Annotated in this window: 23 protein-coding genes and 1 other annotated feature; of the genes, 18 read left to right on the top strand and 5 right to left on the bottom strand. The window is 40.7% G+C overall.

All coding sequences use genetic code 11. The annotated features are described in order from the left end of the window. Positions 1-24 precede the first annotated feature (24 nt). The 4 genes from LLY41_RS20200 to LLY41_RS20185 all read left to right on the top strand — a co-directional run bounded on the left by LLY41_RS20200 (position 25) and on the right by LLY41_RS20185 (position 1,988). Positions 25-732, top strand: a complete 708-nt coding sequence (locus LLY41_RS20200) for a DNA alkylation repair protein (protein ID WP_304586418.1) — start codon at positions 25-27, stop codon at positions 730-732. A gap of 102 nt (positions 733-834) precedes the next feature. Further along, positions 835-1,044, top strand: a complete 210-nt coding sequence (locus tag LLY41_RS20195; protein ID WP_304586417.1) for a hypothetical protein — start codon at positions 835-837, stop codon at positions 1,042-1,044. 73 nt (positions 1,045-1,117) lie between these two features. Then, complete coding sequence (locus LLY41_RS20190; RefSeq protein ID WP_304586416.1) at positions 1,118-1,678, top strand: sugar O-acetyltransferase; 561 nt, start codon at positions 1,118-1,120, stop codon at positions 1,676-1,678. Positions 1,679-1,823: 145 nt separating this feature from the next. Further along, on the top strand, positions 1,824-1,988 hold the full coding sequence (locus tag LLY41_RS20185; RefSeq protein WP_179289084.1) for a hypothetical protein: 165 nt from the start codon (positions 1,824-1,826) through the stop codon (positions 1,986-1,988). A gap of 153 nt (positions 1,989-2,141) precedes the next feature. On the opposite strand, the gene LLY41_RS20180 is transcribed toward LLY41_RS20185, so the two are convergent. Further along, positions 2,142-2,501, bottom strand: coding sequence for a cyclic-phosphate processing receiver domain-containing protein (locus LLY41_RS20180; RefSeq protein ID WP_304586415.1), 360 nt, complete (start codon positions 2,499-2,501; stop codon positions 2,142-2,144). A gap of 527 nt (positions 2,502-3,028) precedes the next feature. On the opposite strand from LLY41_RS20180, the gene LLY41_RS20175 reads away from it, so the two are divergent. Beyond that, positions 3,029-3,427, top strand: a complete 399-nt coding sequence (locus LLY41_RS20175; protein WP_304586414.1) for a cytidine deaminase — start codon at positions 3,029-3,031, stop codon at positions 3,425-3,427. A 55-nt stretch (positions 3,428-3,482) separates the two neighbouring features. Here LLY41_RS20175 and LLY41_RS20170 read toward each other — a convergent pair whose 3' ends face one another. Continuing rightward, positions 3,483-5,030: a sensor domain-containing diguanylate cyclase gene (locus LLY41_RS20170; RefSeq protein ID WP_304586413.1), complete on the bottom strand. Its 1,548-nt coding sequence runs from the start codon at positions 5,028-5,030 to the stop codon at positions 3,483-3,485. A gap of 187 nt (positions 5,031-5,217) precedes the next feature. On the opposite strand from LLY41_RS20170, the gene LLY41_RS20165 reads away from it, so the two are divergent. After that, positions 5,218-5,340, top strand: coding sequence for a CrcB family protein (locus LLY41_RS20165; protein WP_142301783.1), 123 nt, complete (start codon positions 5,218-5,220; stop codon positions 5,338-5,340). 96 nt (positions 5,341-5,436) lie between these two features. After that, entirely contained in the window at positions 5,437-5,637 is a 201-nt protein-coding gene (locus LLY41_RS20160) for a hypothetical protein (RefSeq protein ID WP_304586411.1), read from the top strand. A gap of 80 nt (positions 5,638-5,717) precedes the next feature. On the opposite strand, the gene LLY41_RS20155 is transcribed toward LLY41_RS20160, so the two are convergent. Next, a complete protein-coding gene (locus tag LLY41_RS20155; protein WP_304586409.1) occupies positions 5,718-6,134 on the bottom strand; it encodes a DUF1284 domain-containing protein in 417 nt (138 codons plus the stop codon). Positions 6,135-6,391: 257 nt separating this feature from the next. On the opposite strand from LLY41_RS20155, the gene LLY41_RS20150 reads away from it, so the two are divergent. From LLY41_RS20150 to proS, 3 genes are all read left to right on the top strand, one after another. Next, positions 6,392-6,994, top strand: coding sequence for a TetR/AcrR family transcriptional regulator (locus LLY41_RS20150; RefSeq protein ID WP_304586408.1), 603 nt, complete (start codon positions 6,392-6,394; stop codon positions 6,992-6,994). Positions 6,995-7,166: 172 nt separating this feature from the next. Beyond that, positions 7,167-10,235, top strand: coding sequence for an efflux RND transporter permease subunit (locus LLY41_RS20145; RefSeq protein WP_304586407.1), 3,069 nt, complete (start codon positions 7,167-7,169; stop codon positions 10,233-10,235). A gap of 79 nt (positions 10,236-10,314) precedes the next feature. Then, positions 10,315-10,529 (top strand) — a binding site (T-box leader). A gap of 54 nt (positions 10,530-10,583) precedes the next feature. Beyond that, positions 10,584-12,020 (top strand): proline--tRNA ligase, encoded by a 1,437-nt coding sequence (gene proS, locus LLY41_RS20140; RefSeq protein ID WP_304586406.1) that lies wholly within the window; start codon positions 10,584-10,586, stop codon positions 12,018-12,020. A gap of 70 nt (positions 12,021-12,090) precedes the next feature. Here the strand turns inward: proS and LLY41_RS20135 are convergent, their stop codons facing one another. Continuing rightward, positions 12,091-12,645: a restriction endonuclease gene (locus LLY41_RS20135; protein WP_304586405.1), complete on the bottom strand. Its 555-nt coding sequence runs from the start codon at positions 12,643-12,645 to the stop codon at positions 12,091-12,093. Between the two features lie 317 nt (positions 12,646-12,962). Between LLY41_RS20135 and LLY41_RS20130 the strand changes: the two genes are divergently transcribed. The 8 genes from LLY41_RS20130 to LLY41_RS20095 all read left to right on the top strand — a co-directional run bounded on the left by LLY41_RS20130 (position 12,963) and on the right by LLY41_RS20095 (position 17,022). After that, entirely contained in the window at positions 12,963-13,481 is a 519-nt protein-coding gene (locus tag LLY41_RS20130) for a GrpB family protein (protein ID WP_304586403.1), read from the top strand. A gap of 197 nt (positions 13,482-13,678) precedes the next feature. Further along, entirely contained in the window at positions 13,679-14,314 is a 636-nt protein-coding gene (locus tag LLY41_RS20125) for a lysozyme inhibitor LprI family protein (RefSeq protein ID WP_304586401.1), read from the top strand. Between the two features lie 120 nt (positions 14,315-14,434). Continuing rightward, positions 14,435-14,728, top strand: coding sequence for a DUF5316 family protein (locus tag LLY41_RS20120; protein WP_304586400.1), 294 nt, complete (start codon positions 14,435-14,437; stop codon positions 14,726-14,728). A 16-nt stretch (positions 14,729-14,744) separates the two neighbouring features. Then, the gene (locus LLY41_RS20115) at positions 14,745-14,921 is read left to right on the top strand and encodes a hypothetical protein (RefSeq protein ID WP_304586398.1); all 177 of its coding nucleotides are present in this window, start codon (positions 14,745-14,747) and stop codon (positions 14,919-14,921) included. Between the two features lie 51 nt (positions 14,922-14,972). After that, positions 14,973-15,206 (top strand): hypothetical protein, encoded by a 234-nt coding sequence (locus tag LLY41_RS20110; RefSeq protein WP_095244137.1) that lies wholly within the window; start codon positions 14,973-14,975, stop codon positions 15,204-15,206. A gap of 160 nt (positions 15,207-15,366) precedes the next feature. After that, positions 15,367-15,921, top strand: a complete 555-nt coding sequence (locus LLY41_RS20105; protein WP_304586396.1) for a sigma-70 family RNA polymerase sigma factor — start codon at positions 15,367-15,369, stop codon at positions 15,919-15,921. Next, positions 15,905-16,543 (top strand): DUF4871 domain-containing protein, encoded by a 639-nt coding sequence (locus LLY41_RS20100; protein WP_095244139.1) that lies wholly within the window; start codon positions 15,905-15,907, stop codon positions 16,541-16,543. The genes LLY41_RS20105 and LLY41_RS20100 overlap by 17 nt, the downstream gene beginning before the upstream one ends. A gap of 56 nt (positions 16,544-16,599) precedes the next feature. After that, positions 16,600-17,022, top strand: a complete 423-nt coding sequence (locus tag LLY41_RS20095; protein WP_095244140.1) for a VOC family protein — start codon at positions 16,600-16,602, stop codon at positions 17,020-17,022. 91 nt (positions 17,023-17,113) lie between these two features. Here LLY41_RS20095 and LLY41_RS20090 read toward each other — a convergent pair. Then, positions 17,114-18,447, bottom strand: a protein-coding gene (locus LLY41_RS20090) for an IS3 family transposase (protein WP_252219584.1) whose coding sequence is annotated in 2 segments (ribosomal slippage) — positions 17,114-18,075 and positions 18,075-18,447 — 1,335 coding nt in all. Because the reading frame shifts where the segments join, the coding sequence is not laid out codon by codon here. Positions 18,448-18,475 lie beyond the last annotated feature (28 nt).

The following is an 18,475-nucleotide window of genomic DNA, read 5'->3' as shown; positions in this document are numbered from 1 at the left end:
AAATTGAAAGGAAAGTGTTTAAAGATGGATTTACAGACAGTTATGCAGGAGCTGGAGGCTCTCGGCAAGGAACGGACCAAGAAAATATACATATCAAACGGCGCACACGAGCCGCTTTTTGGCGTTGCAACAGGTGCAATGAAACCGATAGCTAAGAAAATAAAAAGAAATCAGCCTTTGGCGGAGGAGCTATACGCCACAGGGAATTATGATGCTATGTACTTTGCAGGCGTCATTGCAGATCCTGAGGCCATGACCGAAGCGGATTTTGACCGCTGGATGGATGCTGCTTATTTTTATATGCTGTCCGATTATGTGGTGGCCGTTACGTTAGCTGAAACAGATATTGCACAGGATGTTGCCGACAAATGGATTGAAAGCGGGGAAGAACTGCGGATGTCCGGCGGCTGGAGCTGCTATTGCTGGCTTTTGGGGAATCGTCCGGATGCTGAATTTTCCGAAGAGAAGCTGTCCAAAATGCTTGATAAAGTGAAAGACACCATCCACGATTCTCCGGAGCGTACGAAATCCGCTATGAATAATTTTGTCTATACCATGGGTGTTTCTTTTTTGCCGCTCCATGAAAAGGCGGTTGAGATTGCAAAAGCCATGGGTCCGGTCGAAATGAAAAGGGACAAGAAAAAAAGCACTATCCTGCAGGCCTCAGAAAATATCCAAAAGGAAGTGGACAGAGGAAGGATTGGCTTTAAACGGAAATATGTAAGATGCTAAAACTGCTATGGGGGACAATGAACCTGTCCCTTTGTCCCAGGCCCATGTTATAATGAGGAACTTAGGAATTATGAGCTGTGCTCATAATGGAGGTGTAAGGTAATGAATAAACGATGGACCATCAGCAAAATTAACGATTTCGTTGAGAAAAACTCGGATAGTAAGCTGCTGTCAACGGAATATCATGGTTTTTCTCAAAAGCTGCTTTTTCAATGTGCATGCGGCAGCCAATTTGAAAAAACATTTACGAAATTCAAAAATAATCACCAGCGCAAATGTGACGTTTGCCAGCCGCCTAAAGCGCCACGCTAAAGGGACACGGGGACAGGTACACTGTCCTTTTTTCAGTTCTGTTTAAAAAATTCATTTGAAAGCAGGTCCTAAAATGAAAACAGAAAAAGAAAAAATGCTGGCCGGAGAAATGTATGATCCTGCCGATCCGGTATTGATAAAGGAACGCGATGAAGCAAGACGAAAGGTTAGGATGTACAACCAGACTCTGGAGACAGAAGGAGAAAAGCGGACAAAGTTATTAAAGGAGTTACTGGGGTCTACCGGAGAAAACGTATATATGGAGCCCAATATCCGGTTTGATTACGGCTATAATACGCATGTAGGTGAAAACTTTTTTGCGAACTTCGACTGCACAATCTTAGATGTCTGTGAAGTTCGTTTTGGAGATAACTGCATGCTTGCACCTGGTGTACATATCTATACGGCAACGCATCCGCTCCATCCTGCTGAACGCAATTCGGGCAGGGAATATGCAAAGCCGATTACGATTGGAAACAATGTATGGATTGGGGGAAGTGCCGTCATTAATCCAGGTGTAACAATCGGGGACAATGCGGTGATCGCATCAGGTGCAGTCGTTACCAAAGATGTGCCCGAGAATGTAGTGGTTGGCGGAAATCCGGCGAAAATCATCAGGCAGATTGAGCTGTAGAACTTTCTAAGATTCCTTGTGTAAATTCACTTAATAGAAAAGAGTTGGAATATAGTGCTGCAGTTCATATCCCAGGAATACCCACCGCATGAATAACATGATTCCTCTAAGAGAAAACTTTTATAAAAAGGCTGGAGGGAAACTCATGAGAGAAAATAAAGAAGGAATGAACAAGGACTTTAAAAGCACCATAAATGATCAAGGTATGAAGGATGTCAGCAGTACAGAATATGGACTTGAATCAGTTGCAGAAGGCTGCGATTTTGCTGAGGGAGAAAAGGAAAAGCCTCCTGAGTGTGGCGGAATGTGATGACAAATGTTCTAAAGGTTTGATGCGGGAGCGGGTCTATTTTAACTATTAAAGACATGAAAAAAGGAAGCAGTCGATTAACTCTGCTCCCTGTACACTATTGATTTATATAATTCCTGTGACTAAGGAGAAAAGGTGGTTGTCATTGGTACTCTAGAAGCTGTGCGAATAGGTTGGCGGAATGTAGTTTAGGGGCAGTGGACGTAAAATTACTTTAATATCAGTGGGCATTTCAAAATCGTGCTGTGCTTGTTTTAAATAACGATACATGGCTTTCCCGCCTACTGAATTGGCAGAGTGGACAGTTATTCGATCCGCGAATAGCTGTTTTTGAACCATTATCTGAACAAGCATAAGACCGTTTCTCGATTTGCTTACTAAGTCATGGTCTAATGACAGGTGGTCAATTTCATAGGTCTGAAGCAAAAGGATGCAATCATCAATGGTCTCAACTAATACATGACCATCCGGCGCTCTCCGATAATCATCCAGAAATACGCTTATTTTCTCCATTTTTTAATCCCCTTTCAAAGGGGTGACTAAGAAAAGTCGAGTTGACCCTAAAGTTTTGATGCTTATTTCATTGTAACATACATATGTAAGCAAAGATACCGAAGTGGGATGGGCCTATAGTAATTAATATGGGCTCTTTTTCCTCTTTTTGATAGAGTTTGTACCCTGGAACGCGCTTTGGGGATGAACCTCTAGCAGGTGAGCTGGGATTTGGTTCTTCCTGGGACATAGAATGAGGAAATCTGGGCTGCGGAGTTGCAAAGGAAGCATAAATCCGCGGTCAAGAGTCAGACTTGGATCGACTTCGGACAGAAAAAGCGGAAATTGGCGGTTTAGAGTCAGAACCTGGCTCAACTTCGGACAGAGAAAGCTGAAATTGGCGGTCCAGAGTCCGAACCTGGCTCAACTTCGGACAGTCAGTACATTGACAAACATTTCAAAAAATTATATGATAAAAATCCTGCCAATTTTACATTGGCCTAAGGGGACTGTGAAAAGTTCATTCTTCTTTGAAAAGGATGGGTAAGATGAATAAAGAGCAATTGATGGAAAGTGCACGCAGTATGAAGGAAAGAGCATATGCTCCCTATTCCAAATTTTCGGTTGGGGCTGCTTTATTGCTGAAAGACGGCACTGTCATTAATGGCGTGAACGTGGAAAATGTTTCGTTAGGTGCAACGAATTGTGCTGAAAGAACAGCAATTTTTACCGCAATTGCTAACGGTTACCAAAAAGGTGATTTTCAAGCTATAGCTGTAGCTGGTGATACGGCAGATTTTCTTCCGCCGTGCAGCATCTGCAGACAGGTGTTAGCCGAGTTCTGTATGCCTGATATGCCAGTCTACTTAACAAATGAGAAGAAAGAAATATTAGAACTGACATTAAAAGATTTATTGCCGTATGCATTTACGGATTTAGAGATGTAGCATAAAGGGAGGGCAAGCTTTGAGAGATATTCACTCAAAGCTTGCCCTCTTTATTTTACACTGCGGTAACCACTTTGTTTCTTCCCTCTTGTTTGGCCTTGTATAATGCCTCGTCCGTTTTGTTCATTAACTCTGAAAAGCTATCCGCTGAATCGGGAAAGCTGCTTATTCCCATGGAAACAGTGATGAGTTTTCCGGAGGGGCTTAAGGTGTATTCAGTGGTTTTCCTTATCCGTTCTGCAACAGATTCCGTGATGTGAACTTCGGTGTCGGGAAGGATGATTAGAAATTCTTCGCCGCCTATGCGGAAGCACAGATCACTTGCTCTCGTTTCCCTCTTAACTAATTCAGACAGAAATTTCAATACTTCATCTCCCATTTGATGTCCAAACTGGTCGTTTACTGCTTTAAAATGGTCAATATCAAATAAAATGATGGAGTATTTATCGAGCTCACTTATCTTTTTTTCTAAAAAACGGCGGTTGTAGAAGCCGGTCAGCGGATCCAGGTTCGACTCACTTTCCGCATTCGTCAGTTTGGTCTGATAAAAATCCACAGCTATTAAAATAGCACGCTTTAATTCCTTTAACTCAAAATACCAGCCGGGAATTTGGGGTGCAGGACGAGATGGTTCGGTTGTCATCTGCTTTGCATATAAAGCTAAATTTCTGATCGGATTGACAATTTTTTTCAGCATGATCAGGGAGAGGGCGAACACAAACAGCATAAAGAGAATGGCAATCAAGCTTACCTGCCTGGCCATTTCAAAGGTTGGCTCCATCACAGATTCTTTAGGAGTCTGGGATACAATTCCCCATTTGCTTGTTGAGGTAGCTGAGGCATACCCGGCAAGCATGGCTATGCCTTTCGTATTCGTAACTTCCAGATTTCCGTTTCTTCCTTCTAAAACGTGCTGTATCACTTTGTTTTCTTTCACATTATCGTTAATTCTTTTTTTATCCGGATGGTAAATAATATTACCTTCAGAATCAACCACATATACATAAGAGTTATTTTCATGCTTTGGATGCTGTCCTAGAATCTGGATAAGGCTGTTAGCTTCATGTAAATAGATGGTTCCAGCAAGAAATCCCTCATACGATCCGCTTTTATCAAAAACGGGGACAGAGATAAGCATAATTAATTTTCCGGTCACACCTACATAAGGCTTTGATATTATAGGAACTTTCTTTTCCAGAGATTCTTTTGCACCGACACTAGTTAATTTTGTTCCATTTAACGCCATATCAGGAGAAGATGCCACGATACGGCCTGTTTTATCCGCAAAAAATGTAGAGTTGAAATAGGTAGTCGACTGCAGTATGAAATCTAATTCATTATGGATTTTCCGGGAATCGTTCGTCAAAAGATATTCATTTCGTGCTGCCATCGTCAGATTTTTAATCATATTGACAAAAAGAGAATCTGTAACAGCGGCCAGTTTTTGAGCATAATACTGATTTTCTATTAAATAATTTTTCTCCAGGTTGTTCTTGCTGACCACTACACTCGAAATGACACTTCCTGCATAGGTGCCAAGCATGGCAAAAGCCAGTAAGCCTAAAATAAGCCACTGGATGCTTAATCTCATAGGTTTTTTCATATCTCTTCACCGATAATAAAGTGCTATCTATAGTTCAAATAGCCTACTAAAATATACCATGAAATTTGTAGAAGTCACACTAAAAAAATTACGGATACAAGAAGGAGTTTCCAATTATTAAAAGAAGTGAAAATAAATGTAAGAGTGTTCTGTCTGACTCTTAATCCACTGTGAGGAGGTGCCGTTCGTGATCGAAAAGAATAATAAAGTGAAGAAAAAAGCGATTTGGGCCATTGGGGGTTTACTATTTGGCGCAGGTGCTGGTGCCATATTGGGGATCATAGCTTACAATCAGCAGTGGCTGGGGTGACTGGAAAGTAGAGTAGTTCCCGCATCTTGAAAGTGCGGGAACCATGCTTAATTTTTCTCATATATTAGAAGGAATATCGGAACAATGGGGGATTCTATGTCAAAGTATATTAGTATTTTCTTCTTACTCGTGATGGTAAGTGTCTTGCTCTTTTTTATTTTTGGTTCAGTATATATGGGCGGAGGCGATCCGGCAGAAGAAGCGGTATACACATTCGGAACAATCATTGTACTGCTTCTGTCCTTTGTAATTTCACTGTTTTGTTATTTAATTGATTTGATTAAAAAGAAACGGTAATTATTGATTGTCCTCTATTTAAGTGTGGCCGGCAGAGGTTAATTTAATGGATGTTACCATTTTAGATTCTAATAGAGGTCTTATTTTACTTCCCTTAAGCCCTGCCCTGCAAGAATATCCCGGATACCTTCTTCACAAACGCCATATGAGCGCCACGAACAAGTTTCACAAACAGTCTGTATATCTGAGGGAAGAGCATACTTCTGGATATTTGACTCGATGTCCTGCCAGTACAGAATTTGTCCGATTCTAAGACCTAATTTCTCAAGAATAACGGCATCTCTTTCATAAATATCATCGTGTTCACAATGGTATTCACCTGAGTTGGGATACTTTTCACACAGGTGATCCGGCCCTTTAACAAGCTGTATCCATGTCCTGGGGTTGCCTCTCAAGGTTTGATGCATACGGGTCATATTTTCCACATATTCCTGAGAGTAGCCCATTCCCCGATAGCCTAGAAGGCAAAAGAGATGATGGCCGCGCAGCTTATACATAAAATCCCCCCAATCATATCTACTAGATATATATATATATATAGGTTAACTAAAATGATTAACAGGTTAACATAATTATTTATATTATCCTATATTTTTGCCTTATGAACAATGGTTGAAAAGTGGAGAAATGGGAAAATGTAATAGGATGGAATATTAACTTTATAAATGAGCACATTGATTGTTGACGCATTTCGTTTAGATTTTTATAATCTTATCAAGTGATAGGGATCGCTTACTTGAAAGGGATTTTGTTTATGTTACTAAATGCAAGCGATACACATAAAAAAATTGTGAAAGCAGCACATAAGCTTTTTATGGATTTAGGGTATCGGGCGGTTTCCACGAGAAGAATTGCTGAAGCATGCGGCATTACGCAGCCTACCCTTTATCATCATTTTTCCAATAAAAAGGCCATTTATATGGAAGTGCTGAGGACTGAATTGGTTGATATGCAAAGGGCTTTAAGCAGAATTATTAAGCGCTTTGAAGACGACATTGAAGAATGCTTAATTCAGGTCACTTATTATATTTTAATCAATAAGTCTCCTTCAATGGGACAGATGTTTCATGATATTCAAAAAGAATTAGATCAGGAGCATCAGGGAATCGTCCGGAAATGGTGGATGGAGTCTTATCAGGACCCGATTGCCTCGATCTTTGAAAAAGGGATTAAAGATCAAAAGCTGAGGGATCCAGCGGAAATTGGATCTGACCCGGTTTCATCTGCGTACCTGCTGTTAAGTCTGATTTCATCAAGGAATACCGATTACAAATTGAAAGAAAGCCTGGCGAAGGAACAAGCCAGATTTTATGTCAAAGTGATCCTATATGGTTTATCGCAGTCTAACGGGCAGTAAGAAGGTCCCCGCTGATTGAAGTTTCACTTTATCGCAGTCAAAGGAATAAAGATTTTTAACTTTAACAAAGAGGCTTGTTAAAGTTTTTTTTATGAAAACAGTCTATCAATTGATAGGTTTGTATAGTTTTTGTATAATTTATTTATAAATTAATTATAAAGGAGATTAAAAGATGAGTTTTTTAACAAAGTTCAGTTTAAAGAATGCCGTTGCGGTCTTTATCATTTCATTTTTATTAATCACTGGCGGTATTTACTCTTTTTCAAAATTAAAAGTGGATCAATTTCCTGATATTGAATTCCCGCAGATATCCATTGAAGCGGTATACCCTGGTGCATCTCCATCTGATGTGGATAAACAGGTAGTTTCAAAGCTTGAAGATCAGCTGGATTCCATTGAGGGTATAAAAAAGATGACCAGTTCTGCTTATGACAGTATTGGGATCATTAACCTGGAATTTCCGTTTGATACAGATCTGGATCAAGTGGAACAGCGGGTGAATTCGGTTATTGATGAAGCCGGATTGCCTGAAGAGGCGGAAGTGAAATTAAACCGGCTCTCTTTTGGATCTTTTCCCATTTATAATATTTCCTTTTTCAGCAAGGACGGGGAAAGCATAGAAGCTGTCATGAAGGATAGTGTCATTCCTGAATTAAACAAAATAGAAGGAATCAACAGCGTATCTGTTGCAGGCTTAACCGATAATCTTGTGCAAATTACAGTCGATAAAGAGAAAGCAGCTCAAGCAGGATTATCACTCAGCAGCATTAAAGAGCAGATCAATGAAAAATATCTTTCTTTCCCGGCAGGTGAGCTGACGGAAAAGGAAGAGCAAATCCCGATCCGTGTAGAAGAAAACCTTGATTCTATTTCAAATCTGGAAAATCTGCAGCTTCAGCCTGCTTTTGGCGGCGCTTCAGCTGAAGATGCCGGTGGAGAGCAGGGAGCCCGGCAATCTGCCGCTATTCCATTAAAAGACATTGCAGACATTGAGCCAGTAACAGATAAAAGTGAATTAGCCCGTTATAATCTGAAAGATTCTTTATCCATGGCGATCACGAAAAAACAGGAAGCCAACACCGTTGAAGTGGCAGACAAGGTGACCAAGGTACTTGAAAAATATGATGATCAGCTCGACTACGAGATTGGTATCGACTCTGCCAAGGATGTTGAAAAGTCTGTCAGTACTTTAGTCAAGGAAGGGTTGTTGGGGGCTCTATTTGCGTCCATTGCCGTTCTGGTTTTCCTTCGCAATGCCAGAGCGACCATTATCGCAGTAGTTTCCATACCTTTGTCCATTTTGATTGCAGCGATTTTTCTAAACCAAATGGACATCTCATTGAACATCATGACACTGGGCGGAATGGCTGTAGCTGTAGGGCGTGTGGTGGATGACAGTATTGTCGTCATCGAAAATATTTTCAGGCGGGTCCGCAAATCCAATGAGGGAATGTCCGATAAAATCATTTTAGAATCCACCAAGGAAATATTAAGGGCAATCACATCGTCAACCTTAACCACGGTTGTGGTATTCCTTCCGATCGGTTTTGTTGGCGGTATTACAGGGAAATTCTTTTTGCCTTTTGCTTTAACGATCGTGTTCTCCCTGTTAGCATCGCTGCTGGTTTCCATCACAATTGTGCCGATCCTGGCAAAATTTTCGTTTAAGAAGGTGCCGGCTGAAGAAAAAGAGGGAGCGCTTCAGAGGTTTTATGGCCGATTAATTGAAAAATCGCTCAATCACAAGTTAGTAATCTTGTTTATTTCACTCGTGCTGCTTGTTGGTTCATTAGCGGTTGTGCCTTCATTAGGGTTTACGTTTATTCCTAATGAAGAGTCCAAAACACTGACAGCATCGATTGAATTGCCATCATCCGCTTCCCTGGAAAAAACAAATACCATCTCACTGAAGGTGGAAGAGAAGCTCGATGAGCAGAAAGAAGCAGCAGATGTCACAGCCGCTATAGGAGCCAGGGATTTTGCCACAGGACTGCGGCTTGAAAACAAAGCAAGCTATTTTGTTAACTTAAAAGATAATGTAAATGTGGAGAAAACGATTAAATCAATTGAAAGTAAAATAGAAGATATCTCAGATGAGGAAAACGCTGATCTGAAGATTAGTGTCCAGGAGCTGGAAACAGGCGGGCCACCTTCGAATAATAACGTGGATATTGACTTGTTTTCCAATGATTTAGAGGCGCTGCAGAAGGCTTCCAAGCAAGTGGAAGAGTATATGCAGGGAAATAAAGACCTGAAATATATTACGAACAATTTCAGCGAAAAGCAAAAGCAATTTTTAGTGGAAATAGATTCTGAGAAAGCTAGTGAATATGGTTTGTCAGGATTCCAGATTCTTGGAACTGTCAGCGATCAGACGAAGCCTGTGAATGTCGGGGCGCTGCTGCTCGATGATAAGGAGCAGGAGGTTCAGCTTTCCTTTGATGAAGAGCTTGGATCAAAAGATGAATTGGAAGAGGTCACCCTATTTTCTCAAAGAGGGCCAGTCCAGCTTTCAGAGGTGGCTGAGGTGAAAGAAATCGATACCTTCACATCGATTCAGAAGCTGGACAGCAAGGTTTATGCCCGTGTTTCAGGCCAGGTAAAAGGAAATGATGTGCAGGCAGTATCATCAGAGGTAAAGGCGGGTGTCGAAAAGCTTGATCTGCCGGATGGAGTATCCTTAACGAGCGGCGGAGGCAACGATGAAACAGTGGAAATTTTCCAATCACTGGGAATTTCCATTCTTGTGGCAATCGGGCTTGTGTATTTAACCATGCTGGTTACCTTTGGTAAAGCCCGTATTCCATTTATTATCCTTTCATCACTCATATTCGTCCCAATTGGTTCGCTTGTATCACTTTATATAATTAATGAGCCTCTCTCTGTAAGTGTGATGATTGGCTTCCTGATGCTGATTGGAATTGTCACAACGAATGCGATAGTCCTTGTCGACCGGATTGGGCAGAACCGAACGAAAGGTTTGCCGATTAGAGAGTCGTTAGTTGAAGCAGGAAAAACAAGATTAAGGCCTATTTTAATGACCGCATTTGCGACCATTGCCGCCTTAATCCCGCTGGCTATGACCACCTCATCAGGCACCCTTATTTCAAAGGGCCTTGCGGTAACGGTTATTGGCGGTTTAACATCATCTACACTGCTGACATTAATTATTGTTCCTGTTGTGTATGAATTATTTTTCCTGAAGACGTCTAAGATAGAGAGAAGAGCTGATGGGAAATAGGATGGAAGGGATACTCCATCAGGAATTTATCTTTGACTGTATTGAATTACTCAACACAAGTTGGTATATTATCATATATATGTAATCAATGATGTGATCAAGTAAATAAGGATTGTGAAACAGAAAATATAGCCTGGGCTGAGAGCTATATCACCGCTCCTTATTGAAACCTGCCACGGAGATGTTAGGAAAAAGCTAACCGGGTCGTTTCGTTATTAACGATTAGAGGGCTTTAGTTTTTGTAAAGCCGAACTAAGGTGGTACCGCGTCTACTAGCATAAAGACGTCCTTTTGAAGGACTCTTTATGCTTTTTTTATTCTTAAAAATATTTTCAGGAGGAAAAGAAGATGTCTCAAAACACCAACAACTTTACAAAATGGTATCTGGAAACGATACAAAAAGCAGATTTATTTGATTACACCCCTGTTCGCGGGTGTATCGCCTTTAAGCCTGATGGCTATGAAATTTGGGAGCATATTCAGGCTGAGATGGATAAGCGTTTTAAGGAAACCGGCCACCGCAATGCCTATTTCCCGATGCTGATTCCGGAGAACTTTTTTCAAAAGGAAAAGGATCACATTGAAGGATTTTCGCCGGAGCTTCCGTGGATCACAGAAGCGGCAGGAGAGAAGCTTGAGGAGCGTCTGGCACTGCGCCCAACTTCTGAAACAATGATTGGACATTTGTATTCCGATTGGATTAAAAGCTACCGGGATCTGCCGGTCTTAATCAATCAATGGGCGAATGTATTTCGCTGGGAGAAGAAAACTCTTCCTTTCATCCGCACATCAGAATTTTTATGGCAGGAAGGCCATACAGCTCATGTTGACGAAGAAGATGCGCGCAAGGAAACAATGCAGATGCTGGAGATCTATAAAGAAGTGGTAGAAGGCTTGCTTGCCATTCCAGTGTATGATGGGCAAAAAACACCATCCGAGCGTTTTGCAGGTGCGGTTGATACGTTCTCCATTGAAGCGATGATGAAGGATGGAAAAGCGGTACAGGCGGGAACGTCCCATTACTTGGGCACAAAGTTTGCGGAAGCATTTGATATCAAATATTTGAACAAAGAAAATAAACATACTTTTGTCCATACAACATCATGGGGTACATCCACACGTTTAATCGGCTCTGTCATCATGGTTCATGGTGATGAACAAGGCCTTGTTCTGCCTCCAAGAGTAGCACCGACTCAAGTCGTGCTGATTCCAGTCGGACCATGGAAAAAGAACCCTGCGATAATGGAGAAATTAGATGAAGTGTTTGCTGCATTAAAGGCAGAAGGAATCCGTGTACGCCTTGATGATTCCGATCAATCACCAGGCTATAAATTTAATGAGTGGGAGCTAAAAGGCGTGCCTGTCCGCATAGAGCTTGGCCCACGTGATTTAGACCAAAATCAATGCTTAATGAAGGCGCGTGATCTTGGCGACAAAGTGGCTGTATCGCTTGATTCGATTATTGAAAGCATCAAAAATGAGCTTGAAACCATGCAGACTCGTCTATTAGAAAAAGCAAAAGAATTCCGCGCTGAGAATTCGCACACACATATCGATACAATCGAGCAATTAGAACAGCACATTGCACAATCTGAACAAAATGATGCCATCCCAGGCTGGATCTTAGCCGGATGGTGTGGTGATGACACCTGTGAAGAAAGTGTAAAAGAAAAAACGAAATTCACGACACGGAACATCCCGTTCAACCCGCCGGCAACGAAAGATACTTGCATCCATTGTGGAAAAGAAGCGAAGCATACGGTTTGGTTTGCCCGGGCTTACTAAAGCGGGAATGTGTCTTAGGCCGCCTCAATGAGGCGGCCTATTTTTAAGGTGTCTACGAGTATCAAGAATTCTATCCCCGGACTTGCTCCCCTTTTTTCGCTTTTAGTATCCAGTCTATGAATTGTTCCCGATCGCATAAGCGGGTATTGTTTGCTTTAGCATATTCAATTGCTTGCCGGGTGAAACGCTCGTTTGTGATAACCCAGCATTCACCAGCTTCATAAATATCCATTTGTTTTAAAGTTTTCTGGACAAGACGAATTCCTATTTCTCTTTTATGGCTTTTGACTTTTACAATCGCTTGATTGCCTGTTGGAAGGGTCAGTAAAAAACTTATATCCGGGTTATCATCATTTGGCTTTGTTATTGTATACCCTAATTTAGTTAAAAGGGGGATGGTGAAATCCTCTAATTGCTCATCCGAAAGTTTGCTGATCTTCCAAATTTCCGAATCCACTTGCCTTTTCTGATTTCGGCGGAACCAAGACAATCCGTAAAGAAGATAAAAAATTACTCCTCCTAAAAAAGCCATAATCGCATTTTCCCAATTGTTCGTTTTTATAAATACAATTATCGGCACCAGAATGATTATAATCCAAAGTATTAAATGATGACGGTCTCTCAAGTTAAAACACATCCTCCATAATTTTCAGAGTAAAAGGTGCGGCAGTATAACTGTAAAGGCGATATTCAATTATACCGCCAGTATTTGAAGCAGCTTCCATATAAAGAATATACATATCCTTTACCAGAGTGGACTTCCAAATTTTCGTATCCCTTATGATTCATATAGATATTGCAGTCGTTTAAAGGGTGTTTAAAGGATCCGCTTTTTAAATCAATTATATAAGAAAACAGTCAAAGGATGTTTGCTCATCAGCAGGTAAACGATTATCACTATGGAATATGTAACCAATGAAGCTTATCAACGGAGGTTTTTAAATGAAGGTTCGACTTACTGCATTTAGCGATGATTGGGCCCTTATGTATCAAAATGAGGTTCAATTTTTAAAATCAATCTTTGAAGATGAAATCATTAAATGTGAACATTTTGGGAGCACTGCAGTCCGGGGGATGAAGGCAAAGCCTGTAATCGATATGATGTGTATTGTGAGAAACATCGAGAAGATTGATGAATTTACTGAAAAGATGAAGAAGCTTGGATACGACTCTGCCGGGGAATGGGGCATTACAGGGAGAAGATTATTTCGTAAAGGCGGGGAAAATCGAACTCATCATATACATGTCTATCAATCTGATAACCCCCAAATAGAACGGCATCTTATCTTTAGAGATTATCTGCGGACCCATACCGATGAAGCGGAAAGGTATACGAATTTTAAGGAAGAATTGGCTCAAAGGTTTGATGACACGACTGATTATAGCCAGGCGAAAAAGGTGTTTGTGAAAGAGATGGAACAGAAGGCGCTTGAATGGTATGCGGAAGAAAAGAATCTATGAAGTGTGGCAGCAGTTTGCCTTCTTTCCTATCGCTAAGGCTTAATTGTAGCCAGTGTGTTTCTAGAAAGGAGTTCCGAAGCGGAGCTCCTTTTTTCGTCCTTGATTTCTAAATGGGATAATTTTCTATAAATAATGATAAGATTGGTTTGAGCGAATAAATACAGACATTTTGTCAAAAGAGAAGGGGAGTAAGAACAGTGGAAAACAATAAAAGGTTTTTGGCAGTACTGTTAACAATAGCCTTGTCAGGAGTATTGGCTGCTTGTGGGAACTCATCTGAAGAATCGAGCAGCCAGCCATCCAGTAACAGCTCTGCTCAAGAAGAAGATATCGAAACAACGGAAAAGGCGCCTGATGGATCACAGGGAATTGAGGAAGAAAAATCTGACGGCAGCAGTAATACTACACAGTCCCATGACAAAGACAATTCAGCTGAAGCTTCAAATGATGTTGAGGCAATTGATAAAAATGAAAGTCACGAGAGCAGTAAAGATGAATATCTTAAGAAGCTAAACAAAATGGAAGATGCGGACAGAAACGCAGAAGCCAAGACAACGACCTCAGAAATGGTGGAACAGGAGGAAGAAAGATATAGAACGTGGGATGACGAATTAAACAAAATCTATGGGTTGCTGGAAGAACAGCTTGAAAATGATCAGATGGACCAACTAAGAGAAGAACAGCGGAAATGGATCCAGCAAAGAGATGAAACGGCTAAAAATTCTTCCCTAAAATACAAAGGGGGTTCAATGGAGCAATTGGAATATGTGGCTTCCCTGGCAAGTCTGACAAGAGAAAGGTGTTATTTGTTAGTTGCGAAGTATATGAATTAGGGTACAGGTTTTTTAGAAGTGGAAGTTTGTGTGGCCATTCTTCGCACAGAACATTAATAGAAAGAAAATTGAAACAATTAGAGATTTCAGTCGTATAGTTATAAAAGGAGGAGGTTTTGGTTGAAGCATTTAACCTTAGGGATCGTTTTGGCGATAGCTGGTGTTTTATTTTCAATTGGTTTTTGGGAATTCAGTAAAGCGTATTTAGTGACAGGAGCCATTGGATTGTTGTTTATTGCTGTGTCCATTCTTATGTCAGGTTCTTTAGCTGGTCCCCATCGGATGAGGGCGGGTTTTGAAGCAACAGATTCTCCTGACGAAAGACGAAAGCGAAAAAGAACAAGCATCGGCTCAGTATTAATTGGTCTGCCCAATATTATGACTGCGCTGCTTCTTTACCTTTTCCTAAAATAAAACCAGGGGGTGGAAAATGATGTGGTGGTTATTAATTTTTATTGTTGGAATTATACTATTTGCTTTAGCTATTGATTGGAGACGCAGGAGAAACAATAATAACCCTCTTACCCCAACAAATCCGAACGCAAAGCCAGGAGAAAGCTCTAATTATTTGATGGGAGATAACAAGGACACGGGAGGATTTCAGTAATTTTATAAAACTGGAATTTCAAAAAATAATGAGTCAATTTAGGGGGATTTAATGGAGAAAATCATAGTGAAAACAGGAATCTATTCATTTATTGGTTCTTTTTTCTTATTGGTCGCCTTTATGAAGCGAATCGAAAGTACAACAGATGTTGATGGTATGACTTCAAGTATTATCACACCATTTCCTGAGTTCTTTTTTACTATTTTCCGATATTCTGTTATTACTTCTATTATTGCTGTTATCATTGCAATTCTTTATTTGTTTTCAATGAGGGAAAGTGAATAACCAACGCAGCTGCCAATCCGGGTGGCTTTTTCTTTTTGGATAAACAGGTCTTAGAAGAGGCAATTAGGGATGGGGTTCAAGGGCAGATGGTTTTAAAAAAATGAAACCTTTACTCAACTCATTCGTCTTAGCATTAAAGGGATAATGGGGTGGGGAGAGTGTGAGAAGGATCAGGGATGATGATTCATTAGAAGATCGTGAAGTTTGGCTTGAGATGATAATGGATGAGTACGGTGAACGGCTCACGAAGCTTGCTTATAACTACGTGAAGGACTGGAAGCTCGCGGAAGATATCGTTCAGGATGTATTCATAACAAGTTACCAAAATTATGACAAAATCGATGAAGTGACCTCCTTTAAATCATGGATTTATCGATTGTCTATTAATAGATCAAAGGATGTCCTGAAGAGTCATGCGTTTCGGAAAGTGGTGCTTAATTCGAGCCTGTTTTCTTTATTTTCATCGAAGGAATTGCCTCCGGAAAAGGAGCTGCTGAAGCGCAGCGAGGAAGAATTTCTTTCCTTGTGTGTATTGTCTTTGCCTGTGAAGTACCGGGAAGTTGTTACTCTCTATTATTATGAAGAATGCTCGATTGAAGAGATTCAAGGACTGATAGGAGTAAACCAAAATACGATCAAAACGAGATTGAGCAGAGGCAGGATGAAGCTGAAAAAAATGATGGAGAGGCGGGGATATAATGGAGAGCAAGCTTAATCAGCTGCGGCGGGCCATGGACTCGACAACTCATAAGGGCGAGCACTTTACGAAATTTCAAAAAATGAATATTAGAAAAGCGCTCCATTCCAATAGAAGTGAGAAGCCAAAAAAGCCTCATAAATTCGTTATAATTGCCATATCCACTTTGGCCATCTGCCTCTTAGCTTTCTTTGTTTCAATTGAGATTCCGGTCAGGCAGGGCGCTTCAATTACGCTGCCGGAGGACATACCGGATTTTGTTCAAGAGAGCGATTTTGACACTATTGATTGGGAGAGAAAAGCTGTGGAGTTCGGCGACAGGGGCATAATCGGAAATGAAAACAAGTCCGGTGTGATTGGCGCTGACATGCCCAGTTTAAACGGCCAAAAGTGGATGTGGCATTTATGGGGCGTTGAGAATGCAGACTTGACTATCGTTGGCTTTCATAAAGAATCGCAGACAGTTCATCCCATTTTAACAAATGGCATGGGATGGACCATTCGTGCTTATGGTCCAATTAACGGGGCGGATGCTCATACACCATCATCTGTTAAATTTCCTAAAAAGGGAGAATGGGCTATTTTGCTTTATGTGGATGGGGAGTTATTTGATGAATTGATTTACGATATAAATGAATGATGATGCTTTATGATCTTTTCTTCGCAAAGATTTGCAAGTTTATTGGGAGGTCTTATATGAAACCGCGGATTTCAGTTATCACATTAGGTGTAGATGATTTAGAAAGGTCCTTACATTTCTATCAAAATGGTCTTGGGCTTCCAACACTGGGCATAGTAGGAAGAGAATTCGAACATGGTGCTGTGGCATTTTTTGATCTGCAATCTGGATTAAAACTGGCAATTTGGAATCGAAAGGATATCGCTCATGATACCAATATGAATCAGACTGGAAAAAGCCCAACTGAATTTACGATTGGGCATAATGTTGGGAGTAAAGAAGAGGTAGATATGGTAATGAAACAGGCAGAGAGTGCGGGTGCCGTTATTACGGTTCAAGCCCACGAGACTTTTTGGGGTGGGTATTCTGGATATTTTCAAGACCCGGATGGACACTTGTGGGAAGTGGTTTGGAATCCTGCTTGGGAATTTACAGAATAAGTTCCGATGCCCTGATCAACGAATAGGTAAAAGAGCTGCCGATCAACAAGCTGAACTGTACCCCCATTTACGGACAGTTTATAAAAAAGCGCTATGCAGCTAATAAGTGACCCCGGTATTGTGCCGGGGTCATTTTATTTAAGCCCCATTGATAACGATGATGATTATATTCTTCGATTACACGATCTACTTCTTTCTTTACATCCTTTATATTATCAAGTGATTTATACTCTGATAAGTCTTTAAAATGTCCAAAGAAACTTTCCATTGGTGCGTTATCCCAACAGTTTCCCTTTCGGGACATTGACTGAGTTAGGCCAAGCCTTTTTACTTTGCTTTGGAATAGAGGATGCGTGTAGTGCATTCCTTGGTCAGAATGCAATATGGCCTCTGGATGAAAGTGGTTGCCAACAGCTGTCTTTAACTTTTTTAACGTTTTATAAACAATATCCATCTCTAAAGACGTGGAAAGGTAGTAGGCAAGAATTTCTTTTGTAGCTCCGTCCTTTACGCAGGATAAATATGCTTTTTGGCCCTTTCCATAATAAAGATAAGTAATATCAGTAAGCAGAACTTTTCCTGGCACTTCCTGATTGAATTCACGGTCAAGAAGGTTAGGGCAGGTTCGATGTTCCTGAGTTGCCTTAGCCATCTTACGATATGGATTGGCTTTCCTTATCTTAGCTACAAGATTATATTTTGCCATTAAACGTCTAATCTTCTTGTGGTTCATTACAGCTGAATACTCATTCTCCATAACCATTTTAATCTGGAGGGCACCTACTTTTTCTCTTTTGCTTATGAAAATTTCTCGGATTAACTCTATGTCCAATTCATCCTGATCGTCACGTTGTGCCCGCAATGGTGCAGCCTTCAACCAATCATAGTAGCCACTTCGACTGACACCTGCCAGTTCACACAGGTAGGAAACAACTTTATTTAACTGATGAATTCTGATTGTTTTCTCGATCAGCGAAAACTTCTCAGCTGCCGTTAATATCGTTTCTTCTTCAACGCCTGCCTTTCTAACTCTTCCAGCTTTTTTAAGAAGTCATTCTCTGCCTCAAGGAATTTAATTCTTGCTTCAGCTTTTTTTAATTTCTCTTCTACGGAAAGTTGCTTTAAAGAAGGACGCCCGGTACTCCCTTTGCCTCTACGTTCCGTAAGGAAACCTTCCTTTCCAAACCTTTCATATGAATCCCTCCAACGTTTAAGACAACGCTGGGGTTGTTTCTTACCGATCATGTCCAGGTCGAAGCCCTGTTCAATAAAGATTTGCGACGGTGCTTTTCCATTTTTATAATCCGTAACTGCTTTTAGCTTAAACTCAGGACTATAGGAGATTGACCTTTCAGAAGCGCATAAAACATTAGGATTCTTTTCAAGCTCTTTAATTTGAAATTCATTATAAATATTCTTACTCATGTTAATCCTCCGCCCATATTCATTAAAT

Source organism: Cytobacillus firmus (assembly GCF_023612095.1).
In the GTDB taxonomy this organism is placed as follows: domain Bacteria; phylum Bacillota; class Bacilli; order Bacillales; family Cytobacillaceae; genus Cytobacillus.
Note: the sequence above shows the minus strand (reverse complement) of the source record. Positions and strands in the feature narration are given on the sequence as shown.

What these genes read in the sequence shown, in the direction of transcription:
- LLY41_RS20200 (WP_304586418.1), top strand. Translation starts at nt 25, where the DNA reads ATGGATTTACAGACAGTTATGCAGGAGCTGGAGGCTCTCGGCAAGGAA.
- LLY41_RS20195 (WP_304586417.1), top strand. Translation starts at nt 835, where the DNA reads ATGAATAAACGATGGACCATCAGCAAAATTAACGATTTCGTTGAGAAA.
- LLY41_RS20190 (WP_304586416.1), top strand. Translation starts at nt 1,118, where the DNA reads ATGAAAACAGAAAAAGAAAAAATGCTGGCCGGAGAAATGTATGATCCT.
- LLY41_RS20185 (WP_179289084.1), top strand. Translation starts at nt 1,824, where the DNA reads ATGAGAGAAAATAAAGAAGGAATGAACAAGGACTTTAAAAGCACCATA.
- LLY41_RS20180 (WP_304586415.1), bottom strand. Translation starts at nt 2,501, where the DNA reads ATGGAGAAAATAAGCGTATTTCTGGATGATTATCGGAGAGCGCCGGAT.
- LLY41_RS20175 (WP_304586414.1), top strand. Translation starts at nt 3,029, where the DNA reads ATGAATAAAGAGCAATTGATGGAAAGTGCACGCAGTATGAAGGAAAGA.
- LLY41_RS20170 (WP_304586413.1), bottom strand. Translation starts at nt 5,030, where the DNA reads ATGAAAAAACCTATGAGATTAAGCATCCAGTGGCTTATTTTAGGCTTA.
- LLY41_RS20160 (WP_304586411.1), top strand. Translation starts at nt 5,437, where the DNA reads ATGTCAAAGTATATTAGTATTTTCTTCTTACTCGTGATGGTAAGTGTC.
- LLY41_RS20155 (WP_304586409.1), bottom strand. Translation starts at nt 6,134, where the DNA reads ATGTATAAGCTGCGCGGCCATCATCTCTTTTGCCTTCTAGGCTATCGG.
- LLY41_RS20150 (WP_304586408.1), top strand. Translation starts at nt 6,392, where the DNA reads ATGTTACTAAATGCAAGCGATACACATAAAAAAATTGTGAAAGCAGCA.
- LLY41_RS20145 (WP_304586407.1), top strand. Translation starts at nt 7,167, where the DNA reads ATGAGTTTTTTAACAAAGTTCAGTTTAAAGAATGCCGTTGCGGTCTTT.
- proS (WP_304586406.1), top strand. Translation starts at nt 10,584, where the DNA reads ATGTCTCAAAACACCAACAACTTTACAAAATGGTATCTGGAAACGATA.
- LLY41_RS20130 (WP_304586403.1), top strand. Translation starts at nt 12,963, where the DNA reads ATGAAGGTTCGACTTACTGCATTTAGCGATGATTGGGCCCTTATGTAT.
- LLY41_RS20115 (WP_304586398.1), top strand. Translation starts at nt 14,745, where the DNA reads ATGATGTGGTGGTTATTAATTTTTATTGTTGGAATTATACTATTTGCT.
- LLY41_RS20110 (WP_095244137.1), top strand. Translation starts at nt 14,973, where the DNA reads ATGGAGAAAATCATAGTGAAAACAGGAATCTATTCATTTATTGGTTCT.
- LLY41_RS20100 (WP_095244139.1), top strand. Translation starts at nt 15,905, where the DNA reads ATGGAGAGCAAGCTTAATCAGCTGCGGCGGGCCATGGACTCGACAACT.
- LLY41_RS20095 (WP_095244140.1), top strand. Translation starts at nt 16,600, where the DNA reads ATGAAACCGCGGATTTCAGTTATCACATTAGGTGTAGATGATTTAGAA.